General features: G+C 49.6%; 16 protein-coding genes and 1 pseudogene. 7 read left to right on the top strand and 10 right to left on the bottom strand.

Annotated features, from left to right (window positions below):
- Window positions 1-84: 84 nt before the first annotated feature.
- The 7 genes from ACA070_RS25260 to ACA070_RS25230 form a co-directional block, all read right to left on the bottom strand.
- Window positions 85-414 carry a hypothetical protein gene (locus ACA070_RS25260; protein ID WP_497448785.1) on the bottom strand — a complete coding sequence of 110 codons (330 nt, stop codon included), beginning with the start codon at window positions 412-414 and terminating at the stop codon, window positions 85-87.
- Window positions 415-738: 324 nt separating this feature from the next.
- The gene (locus ACA070_RS25255) at window positions 739-969 is read right to left on the bottom strand and encodes a hypothetical protein (RefSeq protein ID WP_497448784.1); all 231 of its coding nucleotides are present in this window, start codon (window positions 967-969) and stop codon (window positions 739-741) included.
- Between the two features lie 442 nt (window positions 970-1411).
- Entirely contained in the window at window positions 1412-1921 is a 510-nt protein-coding gene (locus tag ACA070_RS25250) for a hypothetical protein (protein WP_497448783.1), read from the bottom strand.
- Between the two features lie 94 nt (window positions 1922-2015).
- Entirely contained in the window at window positions 2016-2768 is a 753-nt protein-coding gene (locus ACA070_RS25245; RefSeq protein WP_497448782.1) for a hypothetical protein, read from the bottom strand.
- Between the two features lie 539 nt (window positions 2769-3307).
- Window positions 3308-4186, bottom strand: coding sequence for a TIR domain-containing protein (locus ACA070_RS25240; protein WP_497448781.1), 879 nt, complete (start codon window positions 4184-4186; stop codon window positions 3308-3310).
- A 209-nt stretch (window positions 4187-4395) separates the two neighbouring features.
- A complete protein-coding gene (locus tag ACA070_RS25235; RefSeq protein WP_497448780.1) occupies window positions 4396-5808 on the bottom strand; it encodes a hypothetical protein in 1413 nt (470 codons plus the stop codon).
- Between the two features lie 462 nt (window positions 5809-6270).
- The gene (locus tag ACA070_RS25230; RefSeq protein WP_497448779.1) at window positions 6271-6603 is read right to left on the bottom strand and encodes a hypothetical protein; all 333 of its coding nucleotides are present in this window, start codon (window positions 6601-6603) and stop codon (window positions 6271-6273) included.
- A gap of 262 nt (window positions 6604-6865) precedes the next feature.
- On the opposite strand from ACA070_RS25230, the pseudogene ACA070_RS25225 reads away from it, so the two are divergent.
- The 7 genes and pseudogenes from ACA070_RS25225 to ACA070_RS25195 form a co-directional block, all read left to right on the top strand.
- Window positions 6866-7318 (top strand): annotated as a pseudogene (locus ACA070_RS25225) (IS110 family RNA-guided transposase); the annotation flags it as partial.
- A gap of 360 nt (window positions 7319-7678) precedes the next feature.
- Complete coding sequence (locus tag ACA070_RS25220; RefSeq protein WP_497448778.1) at window positions 7679-8740, top strand: hypothetical protein; 1062 nt, start codon at window positions 7679-7681, stop codon at window positions 8738-8740.
- Between the two features lie 503 nt (window positions 8741-9243).
- Window positions 9244-10740, top strand: a complete 1497-nt coding sequence (locus ACA070_RS25215; protein ID WP_497448777.1) for an MvaI/BcnI family restriction endonuclease — start codon at window positions 9244-9246, stop codon at window positions 10738-10740.
- Window positions 10741-11075: 335 nt separating this feature from the next.
- On the top strand, window positions 11076-11291 hold the full coding sequence (locus ACA070_RS25210) for a hypothetical protein (RefSeq protein WP_497448776.1): 216 nt from the start codon (window positions 11076-11078) through the stop codon (window positions 11289-11291).
- 38 nt (window positions 11292-11329) lie between these two features.
- On the top strand, window positions 11330-12019 hold the full coding sequence (locus tag ACA070_RS25205) for a hypothetical protein (protein WP_497448775.1): 690 nt from the start codon (window positions 11330-11332) through the stop codon (window positions 12017-12019).
- Between the two features lie 234 nt (window positions 12020-12253).
- Entirely contained in the window at window positions 12254-13384 is a 1131-nt protein-coding gene (locus tag ACA070_RS25200) for a helix-turn-helix domain-containing protein (RefSeq protein ID WP_497448774.1), read from the top strand.
- A gap of 8 nt (window positions 13385-13392) precedes the next feature.
- Window positions 13393-13908: a hypothetical protein gene (locus ACA070_RS25195; RefSeq protein ID WP_497448773.1), complete on the top strand. Its 516-nt coding sequence runs from the start codon at window positions 13393-13395 to the stop codon at window positions 13906-13908.
- Window positions 13909-15195: 1287 nt separating this feature from the next.
- Here ACA070_RS25195 and ACA070_RS25190 read toward each other — a convergent pair.
- The 3 genes from ACA070_RS25190 to ACA070_RS25180 are packed head-to-tail and all read right to left on the bottom strand — an operon-like array spanning window position 15196 to window position 17848.
- Window positions 15196-16890: a carbamoyltransferase C-terminal domain-containing protein gene (locus tag ACA070_RS25190; protein ID WP_497448772.1), complete on the bottom strand. Its 1695-nt coding sequence runs from the start codon at window positions 16888-16890 to the stop codon at window positions 15196-15198.
- Window positions 16887-17474, bottom strand: a complete 588-nt coding sequence (locus ACA070_RS25185) for an HAD family hydrolase (protein WP_497448771.1) — start codon at window positions 17472-17474, stop codon at window positions 16887-16889. The genes ACA070_RS25190 and ACA070_RS25185 overlap by 4 nt, the downstream gene beginning before the upstream one ends.
- A 23-nt stretch (window positions 17475-17497) precedes the next feature.
- Entirely contained in the window at window positions 17498-17848 is a 351-nt protein-coding gene (locus tag ACA070_RS25180) for an NUDIX domain-containing protein (protein ID WP_497448770.1), read from the bottom strand.
- Between the last annotated feature and the right edge of the window lie 72 nt (window positions 17849-17920).

The following is a 17920-nucleotide window of genomic DNA, read 5'->3' as shown; positions in this document are numbered from 1 at the left end:
ACAGATTTATTATTGTATTGGGGCGTGGAGACCAACCCCAGACTGGATGTCGGGTGTTCCACATTTTGGACCGCTCGCCTTCATTCATTGAATGTCTTTCAGATAATCCTTGAGCGCGATAAGTGGAGCATCAAGTTGCTCCATCGTCCGCGCAGCGCTGAAATCAGTCGTCAATCTATCCAGCTCGAGGCCCAGGACTGAATCAACGCCGCCAACAGCTCTCAGCGCCAAACTTAAGCAATCATCCACTTTTTTATGAATCCCCTGAACATCCCCCCGCCTCACCAACAACCCAAACACCTCCCGCTCATAATCACTCATCATCAAGTCGTCCCGCAGAATCGGACTCGAATCTTCAGTCTCATAAGCGAGCTTGAGGCAGAACAAGGCGACGGTTTCCAGCAGCAGTTCCATGGGATGAATCCTTGAGAATTGTCGTACCAGCCAGGATGCGAAGATCAAAAGATCGCAGCCTTCGGCGGCTCCTACACCACAGCGGTGGGTGAGCTCACTTTTCTACAGACGAAAAAAAAGGCCTTGCAAAGCAAGACCTTTCTTAATTTTGGTGCCCGAGGGAGACTCGAACTTTGGCTTGCAGGCGCCATATTAAGCTGTGAGAAGGGTGGTGTCGCTAAAATCTACTCACATTTCTACTCACAACAGTTGCCGTCGCTTTCTGACCTACGGAGAGTTTCCTCTGTTCGTTTACGCAACAGCGTCCTATCAGCGCCTGCGAGCCTAAACAAGTTTGCTCAGTCCATACCCAAACAATACGCCGATGCATATCAGGCCGGTGGCCAATGCGAGGGGATAAAACAAAACCTCGCGCCAAGGCCCGTAGGGAGACTTCTCGCTGAATCTGGCTAGCATGACGAGTTGTTGTTCGCAGAGTTTGGCTTGTATGACGCGTTGCTGCTCATGGAACAGCCTTCTCTGCTCTTTAAGCTGCGTAAGCTCGGACTTAGTCATGATCATGCTCCTTTCAGCATGCTCCATTTACATCAACCACAAGGAGCCTTCGCTAGCCGTCTCAGTATGGCTGCGTGATCAACGCCTGTTTAGTGGCCGCTTACATCTATGCCAAGGAACAGATCTTCACTATACGAACGATCATTATGCTGAGCGTGTTCCTCTGAGCGAGTCTCGAAGCGTCCGCGCACAGGCATCGGCTATTGTTCGTTCTGTCCTGAAGGAGTGGACACCCGCACAAATCCTTATCAGTACCGGCGACCACGATTCGCCCTCGCTTATTGATAAGCTCGATCTGCCGCGTTGCTGGGAGAAGCGCGCTTACGTGCCATCCCACCGGCCTACGCGAAAAGGCCGCGCAGCCGGTGAGTTAAGACGTTAAAGTCTGTTTTGGGTCGAAAGCGGTCGTATCAAGCAGAGCCGACGCTGTGTGTACTAGTCGTTACTCCACCTCCCAGAGTAACAAGCACACCTCACCTTGCTCGCCATCACCAAAACATTTTTTTACATCCGGCGTTGCCCAGAATGGCATTTCCTCAAACCAGTAAGTCCACTCAGTCTGAAGGTCTGTCTCTGCGTCGCTACACAACAACATCAATTGGACCTTCCGAACCCCTTGCCCTGCACCTTGGAGTTTTGCCCGGTCTTCTGTGATCTTGGTTCTCCATTTGTTTTGCGTGTATCCATGCACCAGAGACGTTTCTACCAGCCATGTTGTGCCATCCTTTGCCCGAATCACGATATCGCCCAACTGGGCAGATACATGCTCAGTAAAGTGTGCCTTATAACCTGGTTTGGGAGTGCATACGAATTCTCGAGCCGTAAGCGCGCTGAATAATTCCCAGTTGAACCATTCTTCAAACGAGTAGCCTGTACCTGCAAAGCGCGTTATGTCACGGGCCTTTGGGCAAAAATGGTCTGCCAAGATCTGAGCGAGATCTTCCAAAATCATGTGCATTTATCCTTGTATGGTTAATGGCTGAAATAGCCAGTAGCAGTCAGGTGACTAATAGGCTGGGACGGATTTGCGGGCGGACGATTAGAGTTCACCCACCAGCTGCAACGACGCGCAACTGCTCCAGCAAAAACCGACGCGCCGCACGAGAGGGTGCGCTGATGCTGCTCGGGTGCTGGATTCGAAAGCATTGAATGCGTTGGTATAGTTTGAATCGCCACAGTTGTTTAAGCGGGATCCCCTGCTCGCTGAAGTCACCCAGCTCGCTACACACACTCGATTCGCCCTTATGGGGAAAATAACCTTGGCGAAACTTCGCACTGCTGGCACCGTTAGCGAAGATAATGATATCGGGTTGCAAGATTTTTACTTGGACTTTGAGCAGTTGTTCTGAGATTACCAATAACTTTGCAAAGTGCTCCCAACCCATTGGAGACTTCTTGTTCCAAGCGAAGCAGAACAAGTTTGACCACGCGATGCCTTGCGTACCGTGATCGTCGGCCAAATCGCGCAGTATATTGAAGAAGCTTTCGCCTCGGTCTCTGGGTTTAGCTATGAACTTGGCGAGGTGATCTTGCTGTGTAGCCATCGCTTTGTGGATATAAGCTTCCAAGCTCTCGAACTTGTCATCGCCTTTCAACACATCCCAACGGCGGGTTTCACGTCCAACCACCAGAATCTTCTGCGGTGCGCAATGGTATCCAAGTGAAGTGCCCGGGAGAAAAAGTCCAGAGAGCTTGGCGTATTCCTCTTCGTGGGATCGGCTACGGTCAAGCCAATGCTGCGGCAGGCCTTTCAGTACCTCGCGGTAGGCATTGGCCAAGGTTTGTTGCGTGCTATCCATTCAAAGCCTCCTTGAGTGATATCGCCGTGATATCAAAAGAGGGGGAGGCATTCAACTTGTATTTACTACATACGGTTGCAACCCCGATTGTGCTCAGCAATCCACCGTCAACGTTGTGCAGCTGTGCCACAAGGATTGGATTCCACCAATCCCACTCTCTGCCGAGCCTGGCCCATCTGAGTCAGCCCTGATTCTTCCCAACAGCGTTCAGTGTCAACTTTGGGTTGATTTCTACCCTTCGCGAAAGGCAACTACCGGCCAGAAGTGGACCCCAAACAGGCTCTATCGCTCTGTAATGAACGTCAACTTCGGCCAAGTCTCGCCCCAAACCTTGGATCGAAGCCGATATAAAAATGTGGGATATTTATCGCCCTTCAATCGATCTAAAGGCGCGGTGTGAGATGGCCATACCCGTACATTGTTTTGTTCGGACTGCGAATCTGGCCGGTAAAAAACCATCAGGAAACACAGTTGGGCCTGCTTGCCCCTCATCATTGCGGGCAGGGTGATGACTGACAAGGAAGAAACCAGAAGCTGACTTACGCCCGCATGACCTTATTCCAGTCAATCTCATGGCCCGCAGCTTCTAATTCACGCCCCAGGGCCTGTTTCCAGCTATTACCTTCCATGGACTCCCATACGACACCGGCGAAGTCACTGGGGATCTCCACGGTGCCACGCTTCAGCGCACACACTTTGTCACGTCCCAGGCGCCCCAGGAAATAGCCCAACTCCAACAAGACGTTCTGCCGAGCCCGCGGCTCCGGCGTGCCACCCTTGGCGCAGCCCTCATCGTCCGGGGTCAGCAGCACCACGGCAAATCCCACTTGTCCATGCGCTTCAACCTTCTCCATAACCGTGCGGCCCTGGTTGGCTTGCTCATGCAAAATGATCGGCTCGAAGCCCAGCTGCATCAAAAAGCGCGCCACGGTCTCTCTTGCGCCTTCATCATGGCCATGCACTACAAACACGCGGCGGGAAAGTTCTTGGGGTACCGGTTCTGATATAGCTGGGAGTGACGGAGTGGACTCTAAATCAAGATCCGCAAGATCCTCCATCAGGGCCAGTTGAGCCTGCGTAAGCAGCGCGACCGCATTGCCGATGTTTCGCCGGGTAGGGGAGGCATAGTCCACCACTTCACCGCGAGAAATGACCATTGAATAATGTTGAAGATGCGCCGCTCGTTCATAAAGGTCATAAGCCGAGGTGCCCTCGCCAAAGCAGCGGGTTAGGGTGTCCTTGATCGCGACCTCCAAGGCCGTGATCTCAGCACTTCGTCCCTTAACCAACGTACCGACATCAAAGGCTTGCAGCTCAGAGATTCTTTCTCCCAGCCTCGCAATACCCCGTTCTATGCCTTGGGGGCTCAGTTGTAGCTTGGGAGCGACAGTAGTGGTTGAAGATTTAGCTCGGGCCATCGCAGTGAATCCTTTCTTATCCTAGGTGTGATAAAGGACATTATCACCTATAGGCAAGGATAGCGGTGGCTGTCTGGGTTACCTGTCGCCACCGTCAGCTTTGGGTATATACCTGCCGCTATCGACCCAAGGCCGCCCTTCACGGACGGCTGCAACCGGCGCGGAAGCGGACTGCCAAGCCAATCTACAATCTGTCGAGAGGCACGTTATTAAAAGTATGCCTCATCATATTCCTTAAATTTAGGGTTTCGCAGTGATTTAACCCCATTTACATACCAGCAAACTTCACCGGTTTGAATTCCAAGATCATGCATCCATGGTGTGGTGGAGCATAATTCTGGGTTGTCCATTTTATCCCTTAGTGGGCATACCTCAAGATATGGGCAGCTTAAATCGTGAGGGCTATTTACCAAATCGCTAGTATTATTGAAACTGGCCACTTTGGAGAGGTGGAGCTGCGAATACTGTATTGCGCACTGGAGGGTTGAAATAGCTCCGACTGTCGCCTCTGGCAGTTTCGCGACACCATTCCCCATCCAATAAAGCTCGGCCTTTCCATCAGGTTGATTTTGAAGAATACATCTCGGCGGAAGGCTCTCGCTTTGGATTATGCCTTCAAATACCTCCCGCGTTAATGGTTCGCGGAGGAATACCAATTCAAAGAAAGGACTTTTCTCTCTTTTGTTGATAGCGCCCACAACGATATCGTCCAACATTTTCAATCCATCATTAACTGATGTTCCCGTGAAGACCGTGCCAAGAAGTAAGTTGACAGTTTCTCTATACCCAGACAATACCTCCTGATGTTCATTCGCCATACTTGAAGCGAATTTTTGAAACAGCTCATCGCTATGTTTCAGTGCAAGCGTTGCAGCTTTCAGCCCCCAAGATGGAATCTTGTTTTGTAGTGCAAGCGTTCCGACCTTCACTAATTCAGGTAAAGAACATGGTCTGCCTACGAGATGCTCGACGATGGGGCGATACAACCTGTATGGGAGAGGGGGCGTGGAATACTCCAGAGCCATACCACTTCCCCCTGTTATCGTGTTGCGAACTTGCCTTTCAATTTCATATGCAATCCCTTCAGTGATAATGTTATAGCCTATATTGTCTATCTCTTTCACCCCGGCGATACCGCCTAGCTGGTACGAGACCTTTATACCTAAAATATTGCACGGGTCGGAGGGATCATCGGTTTCTTCGCTGAACTCAATTGTTTCAAAAGAAAGCGCCGTAAGAAAACCTTCTTTTTCAATTTTATCGGTATTGCCAAGTATTCTTGAATAGTCTTTTTCGAAATTTGCAAGGACGCGCTTGGCAATGTGTTTGTAGTTTTTCCCCTGGCGAATATAGTGGCCATCATCGTTCGTTCCGGTTGCAAAGATCTGTAATGCAACCAATCTGTTCTTCAGTAGCTGAATACCCGCCGTAGTCGAAAAATTATGCAGTTGGTGAATATATTCATGCACATGTAAACCTAAGACTTCTTGAACTAGCTCAGGGTCCAGCATGCCAGAATATTCACTGAGAAGTTTAAGGTCTGCCGTGTGTGGAAAAGTAGTGAATAAGGCGTTGTTTCTATAGCTGGCGAGTGCGCTGTATTGTGAGCCTGTGTGTTCCATTCATGATCTCCCCGATTTTGAGGGGGTAGAAAATACCCCTCCTTTCGCCCCAAGTGGGGCTGATGGTTAAATTCGTTCGTTTGATAATATCGTGGTCACCTACTTCAGGGCGAATGTAGAACCCACTCGCTACGTATCACTCAGCGCGTTAGCACATGAAAGCTAGAGGTGTGGGCGCTTGCGGTTGCAGCTGTTCCAAGGGCTGGGAGGAGCTAGTGTCCGCTACCGGAACGTCTGCTTTGGGTTGTGGATTTCTGCCTGTCGCCACCCTCAGTTATATGGCTTGGGGCTGGCGACCAGTTAAACATTGAGAGTTGATGGAGTGATGGTGTTAAAGCCAGTCCGGGATACGACTACCGCCGCCTAATGTTTGAGGCTTCAATCGACACGAACCTGTTGGGTGACCCGCGGTAACTGAATGCGGTTTAATTCCAGGCGGGCGAGCTAAGTGAGAGTACCCACTTACATCGACTTGACCGAGATCACTTCCACAAACCTGAATTTTTTTCTGGCCGTCTTAGTAGCTTCTTGTTCTGCAACTAGGGAGCTCAACGTATCGGCCTCATGTACCATCTCGTGCATCTCGCCTTCAAATTCGTTTCCCACACGGAGCGTGACTCTCAACCTAGGTGTGAAGCCTTTTGATACTGTCTTTTTCTTCGCTGCCTTCACCGGTTGCACGATCACAACATCCGGGACTGGGTCCTGCACGTCTGAGTTAATTGCCGGCGCAGAGGGCTCCGAATCACCGAATAGCGCCCGGCGCATCTCATCTTCCATCAATTCTGTATTCATACCATTTCTCAGAAGGGTGTTATCTATAACCTGATCGATTCTATCAGGATGGCCGGCCTCTGTAGTAAAGCGTCGCTGGGGTCGGACCTGAAGTGGTAAAGGGCCAGCAGATACCGGCGAGCGTCAGCGTCTGTCCATCTGCCGCCTATCATGGCGGGCAGCTATCGGCCAAAAGCAATGGGATGGACTCCTCCTCACTTCGGCATCTTGAGTGCCAGACTGAAAGTGCGTACCACAGTCAACGGTGAGAAGGAGTCCACACATGAAGCTTATGCGAATTGGGGTCGACCTGGCCAAGAACGTGTTTCAGATCCACGGTGTGGATTGTCATGAGCTACCCGTCTGGCGGCAGCGCCTACCGCGCGATCGCTGGCTGCAAACGGTGCTGGAAAAGATCGAACCCGGCTGTAAGATCGGCATGGAAAGTTGCGGTGGTGCGCACCATTGGGCGCGGCAACTACAAGCACACGGATTTCGGGTGAAGCTGGTCGCGCGGCAGTTCGTCAAACCGTATGTCAAGAGCAACAAGAACGACGCCAACGATGCGGAGGCAATCTGCAAGGCGATGAGTCGTCCCTGCATGCGCTTCGTCGCCATCAAGACTATCGAGCAACAAGATATCCAGGCGACCCATCGCATCCGGGCCGGCTCGATCGAACAGCGGACAGCCAAGGCTAATCAGATTCGCGGGCTGATCGCCGAGTACGGCCTTGTTGCTCCCAAGGAGTTACGGATGTTACGTAGCGCGATACCGTTTGTGGGGGGGGGGCTTTTCACACTGGATAAGCGCGTGGGTGTGTACAGGGGCATCTTCCATGCATCGTCTTCCCTTGTACCAGTTCTGTACCATTGTGTTTGTAATGACTCTCGTTATTGCTCAATCTGACGATACCGAAGGTGGCACGGGGGCCGTCTCTAAACGTCCCTGGCGCCGGTAGAAGTCGCGAGAATCCGGCGAGGCCCCCTAACGCTTGTCTTCCAGCCATTTTTTTGGTGTGATTCGTTTTTATCTCTACCCCGGTGCTTCTGCTGAAAAGTGAGAAATGGAGCTCGTGCGAAGAACCAAGGAAAAAAATTGCTTGAGCTAGCTGAAACATCTCGTTTGATTCATGCCGCTGAATTTCTACATACTAAGAAGGCAAAAACCAAGAGATTAGAATCTATTGTTACTGACGTTTTTTTTGAGAAATCCATTACTCAGCAGCCTTCACTTGGTTTTTCAGGCACACAGTCTTCTGGCTGGATGACATGTTTCGACACCAAAAAAAACATTAGAAAGTGGTACAAACTAAGCTCTAAAGAAGATAGTGATGGGCGCAACCTTTGTCTACTATTCATACGCAAAATACTGTCTCTCGGACAACAAAATGAATTCTATCTTGTTTTCTATACAGTTCTGCCTACAGGAATGGTTGAATACGAACTTAAGCAACTTGAGCTAGATCTCGCTACTGACAAGATCGGCTCAAAATCCAGAAACGATTTAGATCTGATTATTAACAGAAGCGCATCCTCGAAATTTACGTTTTACAAAATTCCAAAATGTATAAATCTATACGTAATTGAACCATGGTTGATTGGCGGCTACTTCTCGCCGGAGCAACTTAACCGAATCCTCGCTTCGCGCGTCTTTTTGAATTTTTCCGGAGTTTTCGGATTGACTGATATAGATCTGGTCTGCTGGATCGACGGACAAATATCGATCATAGAGTTCAAACGCAAATATCCCGCCTATGGTCATCGCTATGTATTCAATTCACCACCTGTAAGCTACAGCTCAATATTATCCTCTTACCCTACAAACGCGTTGGCGCTGTGCACTTATCGAAAGGCATCAAAACAACCCGGTGCGTATGGGCTCGATGAGTCTCACCTAAAAATTCTGGCAGATATACATTCAGGAGTAAATTACAGAAATGTTATCTGGGACTCCACAACGACCGAAATATCAAAACTCTTAACGTACGATTTAAACCTAATAAATCCCGCTAGAATTAAGTACTTAGACTTGCGCTTATCGCTACTTCACGGACTAACCTCGACGCCTGCAGTATCATCAAGTTCCTTTAACTCTGAAGACTCTAGATTTCAGCTATTAATACTAGAATCGGGATATGCCTCGTTCGTTATTCCTTAATGCGGCAGCCTGAAAAATCATGGAGATTAGGGCTGTGCATGCATCCGTCAAGGGGCTCTATATCCATGATGAATTGGAGTAACTGACGCCTCACCCCTTTAAAATAAAGACTTACAGCAAAAGACTTACTCACCCGTACCAGTTTTGTACCACTAACTTCCTTTCGACCGAGTCTCCGCGTCGACCAACTGCATTTTCATCAGGCAGATGGCGGCCATGAACCAACTGCTCGGGCTATTAGCTTTACCCCCCCCTCTGTTTCAACAATCCGCCTCGGTCATGCCGAAACGCTTCGGCGCGCCAGCATGGAGTGAGGCACACGCACCCGGCACCTAGCCACAACCAGTACAAACCAAGTCAAAACCAAGTCAAAACCAAGCAAATGTCGATTTGGCCAAGCAATCATTGGATATTTGTTTGTTTTTGATATTTTTTGTTGTGATTTTATAAAGCCATGAGTAGATTGCGAGCATCAACGCGACAACGACTCAGAGACTCAAAAAATGACGCAAACGGCTGCAAGCTTTGAACACTTCGCCAGCTCTGTAGCCCACATCAAGAGCCTTCTCGAGAGCTTCGGCGTTGACAAAATGCTGCTTAAGGTTCTGCCTCCAAACGCCAACGACAAAAATCAGGTGTACTTTTTGCGTAGCCTTGTTGGTCTGCATGCCACCTTCGACATGACTATTTCGGAACGAGCAGCCAGCACTAGTCTCACCAAAGCTCGTTCCAAACCGGGTGACAACATCCCGGAAGCCACTTTCAATAATTTCAAGTGGGTCGATACCAACAGAAACCTGATTCGGGCCAAGAACGTTAAGGCAATCGTCTACACCCAGTATCCGGAGGTCAGGCTTTCGGGTTTTATTACCGACCAGAACACCATGCCTAGCTCCCTCTCTGTCACCTATACAAAAAACCACCCAGAGGCTAAACGATTACTAGTGCTTGGCCACACGCCTAGCGGGGGCTGTCTTGCATTTATGTTCGTGGGTTTCGACGAAACCCTTGAACAGGAGATTGCTAAATTGCCGGGCTTTGACGGTTCAAGGGTTTGCAAAGCGCTCAACATCCATCAACGCTATAGCGGTAGGTTGTTTGACCAACTTAGGGCGGATGTGATGGGTCACCCGCACAGCGGGTTCAGGCTGAATGTAAAGGGGGAACGAATCCCGTTTGAAGGCACGCAGGTATGCGGATATACGCTGGAGGGACTTTTAGGCATTGTTCCAAATTCCAGCAAGGACGGTGATTTGTACGGCATCGAGCTCAAGGCCCATACCATGCCAAAAATCACGCTTTTCACCACCGAGCCTGATTTCGGCCTATATGTCGATAACTTCGAACAGATGATTAGGGCCTATGGCTATGAATCATCGAAGGGGGAATGGCGGCTAACAGGAATTCATCGCGCAAACGTGCCCAGCACAAAATCCGGACTTACCCTCCGGGTACGCGAGTACCGCGCCGTTGAGCCTGAAAATGCCAAATCTGATTGGATTCGCAATGAGTGTGGCGCACGCGTTAGCTTCCCCTACGACCCATCAACCTCACTGACAAGCAAGATGAACGCAGTGGAAGTTGTGTTGGTCGACGACGCGGGGGTTGTAGCGGCAGGATGGAGCCTCGAACGGCTTATGAACAACTGGGGCGCGAAACACAACGAAGTTGTTTACATTTCTGCCGAGAAATCGCGCAACAGAAACACAGCGGATTACGACAAAGGTTTCACGTACCAAGTACTTTTTTCACCTGAAATAATTTGGTGCCGCAGAACTTCGGCAGAGCTCTTGCTGAAAGCACTATCTGACGGCGTCATCTACCTGGATCCTGGGCACAAATTCGTGGCCAATGATCGTTCGAAGAACAAACGCCGCTGCCAATGGCGCATCAACGATATTCATAGCTCCGTGCATCTTTTCTACAAAGACGCTCGGAAACTCAACCTGGCGGCAGGTGAAAGCACCAACCCTGACGTTGATTTTGAGCTGGCAAGCTGACCGGCCGGCTACAGACAGCTAAATGCTAGTTAAAAGCAACCGATCTCCAGCTTCAGTTCTTTAAAAGTTGCTGACTGCTGGGGTCGATTGCTGCCGGTGACGAAACTGACCGCGTTGTCCGTGATGGATTGGCCGTACTAATGCTCCCACCTCGTAAATAAAGGCCCTCAGGGCTATATCAGTTTCCCTGTACCACTTTTGTACCAATACTTCCCCCCCCCGTTGCTTTCCGTCTGCCACCTTCTCTGTAGCAAAAATTTAAGCAACCGATTTCGGCTCCAATCACCAGCACTGTCGCTGCTATGCTTGAGCTTTTTCGAAAGGAGTCGGCAACCGTGGCAAGCGAGTACTCACTGGCAGATGTTCTGGAAAGGATTTATCACAATCAACTAGCCCTGGAAGCAGCCGTGATGGAGGTAACTCTGTGGGCTGAGCGGCAAAACGCTGCAGAGGTGGGCGAGAACGTGCGGGGGGCGCTTCACACAATTGGTGAAAACGCGGGTCATATCAAACAAGGTCTGGCTCGACTGAAGGGGTTAGACCTCACGTAACCGCCAACCATCCTCATGAATTTACCGAGTGCGGAGCAATGATGGGCAGAATATGGGACTTAGTCGCGTTGAAGGGATATATCAACACGGTAAAGCCGGAGAAGGTCTGGCTTCTCAGTACGGTTGATTCCGTAGCCCACTCTCTCCACATCTATCAGTACCACAAGAATCTGGCTCGGGACGCTTTTGCTAGCTACCACATTGACCAGGACCCTGATGGAATCAAGTTGTTTGCCGGTATCATGATGATGGGAACCGATGAGAGATTTGAGGAGGCCAAGCTAGCCAGCGAAGCAAACCTGATTGCTGCGGTTAATATCACCCGCAATACCTTTGATATCTTCGCTCAGATAGTTAATGCCTTAGTACTCCCCCAGCCCTTATTTATCGAGCACTGCACCATTGGCAAGGCGCGTGACGGGCTTCCCGAAGGCAAGTTGAAGGAGGAGATAACGCGTGTCACCCGGCTTCCTTGGTTTCGCTATCTCGCTGGATTCAGCAACACGATCAAGCATCGACAGCTAATATCGCACAAGCCCTCGCAGAAGCACAAAGCGGATACGGGCGAATACCTTGGTGGAAGTGCGGAAGTAGTAGGCTTTGAGCATGGGGGGCGAAAATTCGAAAGCTTTTGGGTAAATGATGTTTTGGAGGGCACAGTCGAGATGCACAACGAAATCGTTACTCTTGGCATCTCCCTCAATCAATGGTGCCTGAGCCAGCGTTGAAGGCTCAGGATTCTAATCGGTTGTTGTTTTTGAGACGCCACGATCGGACGGGCTGGGTCGATCGCGGTCGCTCGAACGAGCCCTATCTTTTTTTCGGTCGCCCTCCAGCCCCTTTCCCGCGCAGCATTACCAAAATTAACGTTTTGCATCGTCGCTTTCGAAAACACACTTAAATACTGTTCGAACAGCCAGTAATTTCTTGCATTTGCAAATTTGCAAGATTACGATGCACGTATGAAATCAAACGACCTTACTCCTGCCCCGGCCCGCATAGGCCAGCGCATTCGCGCCGCCCGTGAAGCCCTCGGCTTAACTCAAAAAGCACTCTCCAGCTCATTGGGCTTCGCTGATCGCCAAACGCTCTCGACTATCGAGAAGGGAGAGCGACGCATCCAACCTGCTGAGCTTGTACGGTTCAGTCAGGAGCTTAGGAAGCCTATTGAGTGGTTTATAGACCCTTTCGTGATTGCAGGTGAAGCTTGCTTCTCCTGGCGTGTCTCACCGGAGGTATCCAATGAGTCTCTCGACGATTTCGAGTCGCGTATTGGCCAGTTTGTAGGGCTTTTTCGATTTTTGAAGGTCGCATTACAAGGACCGTCCAATCCACTCACGCAAGTGTTGCGGATGCCGGCTTACCCTACGTTTGAGGATGCGTGGGATTGGGGCGAATCATTAGCCCAACAGCTTGAGCTCGGCCTCATTCCTTCTCAGCATCTTGTCGAACGCATCGAAAGTAAGCTTGATCTACCTATTCTATTTATCGATGCTCAAACCAACTCGAGCCCTGATGGAATTTCGGGTGCGATGTGCCGTTTACCTGATTTAGGTGCCATCGTGATCAATCGACGAGAGTCCTTGGTACGTCGTCACTTTGACATAGCACATGAGTTATTCCACGCCTTAACGTGGGACAAAATGACTCCTGAGCGCCGGGAGGATCCTGACGCAAAACCTCCAGCTCGGAACCGTCGAATAGAACAATTGGCTGACAACTTTGCTGCAGCAGTCCTCATGCCCAAATCGAGCCTAACTCAGCTCATAGATCCCGCTCGTTTCGATGATGCCGAACACTTGAGTGAGGTTGCACGCGAATTACAGGTATCCACCGGAGCGCTGGCGTATCGGCTGTTCAACGCCAAAATGATCGACGAGCCAACGCGCAGCAAATTGTGCGTTCTAAAAATGGTTAAAGCACAGACAGAGCCACCCAGGTTGCTTTGTGAGAGTTTCGTGACGCTTCTGCATGATGGTATTGCTCGTGGCCATGTATCGGCCCGGAAAGCTGCGAAGGCGTTGTCTATGACGTTGGAAGAGCTGGCATCATTGATGCGCGATTACGACAAGACCGCTCCGTTTGCTATTTAGGTTGAAAAATGGCGAAGCTACGGGTACTGGTCGATACGTGCGTCATCATTGAAGCTTTTCGTATCAACTGCTGGAATGCACTTTGCAATCACTTTGACGTTGAAACCGTCCAGTGTTGTGTCGATGAATGCAGCGCGGGTGACCCATTGGCACCTGGACGGGTTTCAGTTCCACAAGCTGTACTCTTGCAGGGGTTATCTAAAGTTCACGATGTGGATGCCCTAATGCTCGCCACACTGGCTCTTGAACGTGATGATCTACCTGCAATCGATGACGGAGAGCTCCATATGATGGCGTGGTTACACGCTAATCCCTCCGAAGCAGTGATTACCGCCATCTCTACCGCTGATCGTGCAGCGGTGCGTGCAACGCATGTCCTCCAGTTGGTGGACAAGGTGTCCTCACTACAACAGCTAGCTAAAAGTGCCGGAGTCGGGCCAAGACAATTGCAGGGGCTGCAGCATCATTTTAGCGAGGATTGGCTTAGCACCCTACGCACACAGTTGAAGATGGGCATCCTGTAAGGGCCGGTACGAGCGCTCGGAGATTACGCCGTTCAATTACAACTCGGCCTATCAAATGGGCCGTCTTATTTCGATAAGCATTGAAGTGAGTTAAAGCTTCTTCCCCCCGCTCCAGCCATACCTTTCAGATGAACTGAAGGTTCATAAGCCTGACCTGGATCCCCTGCTGGCTGAAAGCCAGGAGCGTGTCTTCACGCTCCGGAGCTTCCTTGCCAATGTTTTCGGCACTTTCGTGGCGGGTCACTCCCTGGAAAATCAAGAATCCGCCCTTATTGGTCAGTTCCGAGCTCTGGCTTGTAACTGCGCGTTCGGCCGGGAAGCTGGTTAGTCACTGAGGCCCGGCTAGCTTCCCGCCCGCCATGGAGGATAGCAGCAGACGCGAGCTTCAGCTTTGGTCGATGGTTCTAGTCGTGGATGGCCGCTATTGGCCCAGGGTGTGTAAAAACGCGTCACCAAAATTGAAGTGTGCGCATCTACGTTAAATCTAAAATTCATCGACACATCAGCAGATGTGGATTTTGCGTAGAAGCGCGATTTCCAGTCTGGTTTTGAGTACCTGTCGCGGAAGGCAGAAATCGGCCAATCGAAGCTATTGGAGGCATTCAAAATATTTTGACTGTTGGTCCTACGGCGGATAAGTGGTTAGGGCGGGCGTACTCAGGACTGTCCACTATCGCCCACGTTACTCCTGAACGCCGGGAGAGGGAAAACAGTAACCCAGGCGCGGAGCGGCAGTCATAATGCCAGCTCCCCAATGGATCTCAGGGCCACGTGAAAATAATTTACGATAAAATCTTCGGTATAGCGTTGGATTACGCGGCGGATACTTACGTGAAAACGGCTGCTTCTGACCTATTTGTGCGGTAGCAGGAGCTGCGGGATTGTGACCCTCTCCGAGCGTTCTACACGCTACATAATGCTAGCCTGGGCATCAGCAATAATGGAGTTTGTTTCCTTCTTTCGGCAAGATCTTACGGCAAAGTCAGTTGGGGATGGCTGGTTGACCTGTCGAAGAGATCAGTTGCCCACTTTCTATATGATTCTAATCTAGCTCTTTCGCAGCGCCTGCTTATTACTATATGTAAGTTGTAATGACCTTGATTCCCTTCAGATACAGCTCGCCCAGAGTTATAACGTCTAAATTGACTCTCGAGCTATTCAATTATTTATAGGCACATATAATGGATAAGGTGAAAGGCTTAAGTTGTCATGTCAGAGTTTGCCAGCTAAAAAGTGGCAGTGTTGCCAGTCATCAACAAAAATTCAAAACTCGTTTCTTGTCTTATCTTAAGGTTTTGTTAGCAGATATGGTCCGAGCGCCATGTACTTCAGTCCTGACAAGTTAAAGACGCGAAGAGCATCCTCAGGACTCTCAACTATAGGCTCTCCGTGAAGATTAAATGAGGTGTTCAGTAGCGCGGGGATGTGTGTGATTTTGGCGAATTTATCAATTACATCGTAATAAGCAGAATTCTGTTCCACCGAAAGAATTTGTGCTCGACAGGTCTTGTCTCGAGGATGTATCGCTGAGGCTAGCGCATAGCTCCCTTCCTCGGTGACGGGAAAAGTAAACATCATGTATGGAGAGTCCATACCGTTTCGTCTATGCAATAATCTGTCAGCCTCCGGTGCGAGCACCGTTGCGGCGAAAGGCATCCAGAAGTCACGGTTCTTGACGGTTTTGTTCAGCACATCGATCAATTCGGTTTTGCGAGGGTCTGCCAGGATTGAGCGGTTTCCGAGGGCTCGAGCGCCGAACTCTGCTGCCCCAGCGAATCTAGCGACAATATTTCCATCTGCCAAGAGCGATGCAATGGCAGAATTAATACATTGCGGTTCGCACCAAACAAGTTGATCACCTGCGTTGGTAACAGCGGAAAGACACTCTTTGTCCGTGTATTTTCGTCCGCCATATACGTTCAAAAATCCAGTATTCAGTTCTCCTACGTCTGACAGTGCCTGAAAGGCTGCTCCAACACTATTACTTTCGTCACCGCAAGACGGAAATACGAAAATATTATCTATTTCATCTAACATCGAAATTTTTCCGTTCAACTTTACATTCATAAAGCCCCCACCGCAAAGAGCTATACGGCGGACACCTGAGCTCCTTACCGCACCTAGTATCCATTCAAGCATAAAGTATTCATAAAATCTCTGAAGACCCGCCGCGACATCATCGAATCTACGAAATTTTAGTTCCTGTTGTAGAAACGCTGGCATCAGTTCACTTCTAGGAACCCCGATTTCTCTACCCCATGTATATGGACTCTGTGCATCAAACGTAAATAAAGACCTAAACCATTGCGCAATTTCTGCAGCGTTAATTGACTCTTCTGCATACGGTGCAAGTCCCATCAACTTGTATTCATGTTCAAGGGGCCGGAACCCGAGAAGGAACGTTACGAAGCTGAATATTTGCGCAACGGAGTCATCTCGATGCACAGCACCGATTCGCGTCAGGGCATTTTTATCTCCTAGATGAACAGTTGCAGAAAGCCCATCCCCTTGACCGTCGCAGGTAAATACAAGGCAAGGGTGCTCCCCTGCAGGGGTGCCATAAAACGTGGTTGATGCATGACACAAATGATGCTCGACAAACTTTATAGTTTTGGTATATCCAACTTGCCTTAGAAAAGCAGTGCGTTCGTACTGCTCACTTTCTGCATTATATTCACTAGTACTGCTACCGGAGCACTGGGCATGATGGGTGCCCCTGAACATTTCGTCGAAAACTTTATGGACAGCCGACGAGTCCAACATTGCTGAATTGCGGTATTTTTTTGTTGAAAAGGAGACTAGATCAATATCGCTCCAAGCAAGACCTGAAATTGACAGTATTTCCTCGACTGCAAGAAAGGGGAACCCGCCCTGGTTTTTTACGCGGCTGTATCGTTCTTCCTGTAAAATTCTTAGCAAATATCCATTGCGTATTAGGGCTACAGATGCATTATGCCCATCGTGAATCCCCAAGATGTTCATGAGATAGCTTCTAATTTCGTAATAAGATCGCGTTCATCACGAAACAAAATTCCGATGAACCCCGCTTGAATTGCCGCATTCACATTAACTTCGTCATCATCTACAAATACAGCACAGGAGCGACCTTCGACGCATTTTTCTCGAACAAGATCAAACATTTTTTTGTGTGGTTTCTCAATCCCACACTCAAAGGAAAGAAGAACTTGTCCGGCAAGCTGGCGAAGGCCGTACCGATTATTCAGAAAGTTCCAGTGCCCATCATTGGTGTTGCTGCATATTGAAATATCCCACGAGTTTGACAAAGATTTCAGCGCTCGTATTAATGCTTCATTCGGAGAGAAATGCGAACACCAAGCTTCTAAAAACTCACTGAAAGGTGCATCTATGCCGTAGGAGTGCTTTAGCTGCTCATAAAGTCCTTGAGCAGAGAGGTCCCCAACACCAATTCCACTAGCCCGAATCTCAGTAAGCAGGTTCGCGGCCGGAGGAGGGTAGTTCATCAGGGTACTCAAATTGCGCAGCATAATGGCGTTATCAAGAAAAATAATAACGCCCCCGATATCGAAAATAAGTGCTTTGTCCATACTTAGATATACCTCCAAAGGACTCACCATGTGTCTGACACAGGAGCTTCGCCCCAAAACTCCCGCAGTCGTTTTGTGGTTTTGATGGTAATTTCTTCCGACATGTTTTCCGGTGAGACCCAAACCACGTCTGCGATCTCAGTAGAATCATTTGGATAGGGAACACCATCGTAGTCACGGACCACGAATAGAATGGGGTAATCGTCAATTCCACGCCAAACATTTCGATAAGCCCCAAAAATAGTTGGCGTCCCGTTTACCTCAATACCTACTTCTTCACGCAGTTCCCTGATGATTGCCTTCAGGGGCGACTCACCAGAGTGGACTCCTCCGCCGGGTGTTTCAAGCCCGGATCGGTAGGTATGACGTACCAAGAGCACTTCTCCTGCTTGGTTTAATACTAGCGCCCTAACACCGACAGATTTCCCTCCAAGGACGGACAATAG

Source organism: Pseudomonas sp. LBUM1678, assembly GCF_059695575.1.
The sequence above is the reverse complement of the archived record's forward strand: the minus strand, read 5'-3'. Positions and strand labels throughout refer to the sequence as shown.

Excerpts from the sequence above, each read along its gene's own strand:
- ACA070_RS25260 (WP_497448785.1), bottom strand. The coding sequence starts at position 414 with ATGGAACTGCTGCTGGAAACCGTCGCCTTGTTCTGCCTCAAGCTCGCT.
- ACA070_RS25255 (WP_497448784.1), bottom strand. The coding sequence starts at position 969 with ATGACTAAGTCCGAGCTTACGCAGCTTAAAGAGCAGAGAAGGCTGTTC.
- ACA070_RS25250 (WP_497448783.1), bottom strand. The coding sequence starts at position 1,921 with ATGATTTTGGAAGATCTCGCTCAGATCTTGGCAGACCATTTTTGCCCA.
- ACA070_RS25245 (WP_497448782.1), bottom strand. The coding sequence starts at position 2,768 with ATGGATAGCACGCAACAAACCTTGGCCAATGCCTACCGCGAGGTACTG.
- ACA070_RS25240 (WP_497448781.1), bottom strand. The coding sequence starts at position 4,186 with ATGGCCCGAGCTAAATCTTCAACCACTACTGTCGCTCCCAAGCTACAA.
- ACA070_RS25235 (WP_497448780.1), bottom strand. The coding sequence starts at position 5,808 with ATGGAACACACAGGCTCACAATACAGCGCACTCGCCAGCTATAGAAAC.
- ACA070_RS25230 (WP_497448779.1), bottom strand. The coding sequence starts at position 6,603 with ATGAATACAGAATTGATGGAAGATGAGATGCGCCGGGCGCTATTCGGT.
- ACA070_RS25215 (WP_497448777.1), top strand. The coding sequence starts at position 9,244 with ATGACGCAAACGGCTGCAAGCTTTGAACACTTCGCCAGCTCTGTAGCC.
- ACA070_RS25205 (WP_497448775.1), top strand. The coding sequence starts at position 11,330 with ATGATGGGCAGAATATGGGACTTAGTCGCGTTGAAGGGATATATCAAC.
- ACA070_RS25200 (WP_497448774.1), top strand. The coding sequence starts at position 12,254 with ATGAAATCAAACGACCTTACTCCTGCCCCGGCCCGCATAGGCCAGCGC.
- ACA070_RS25195 (WP_497448773.1), top strand. The coding sequence starts at position 13,393 with ATGGCGAAGCTACGGGTACTGGTCGATACGTGCGTCATCATTGAAGCT.
- ACA070_RS25190 (WP_497448772.1), bottom strand. The coding sequence starts at position 16,890 with ATGAACATCTTGGGGATTCACGATGGGCATAATGCATCTGTAGCCCTA.
- ACA070_RS25185 (WP_497448771.1), bottom strand. The coding sequence starts at position 17,474 with ATGGACAAAGCACTTATTTTCGATATCGGGGGCGTTATTATTTTTCTT.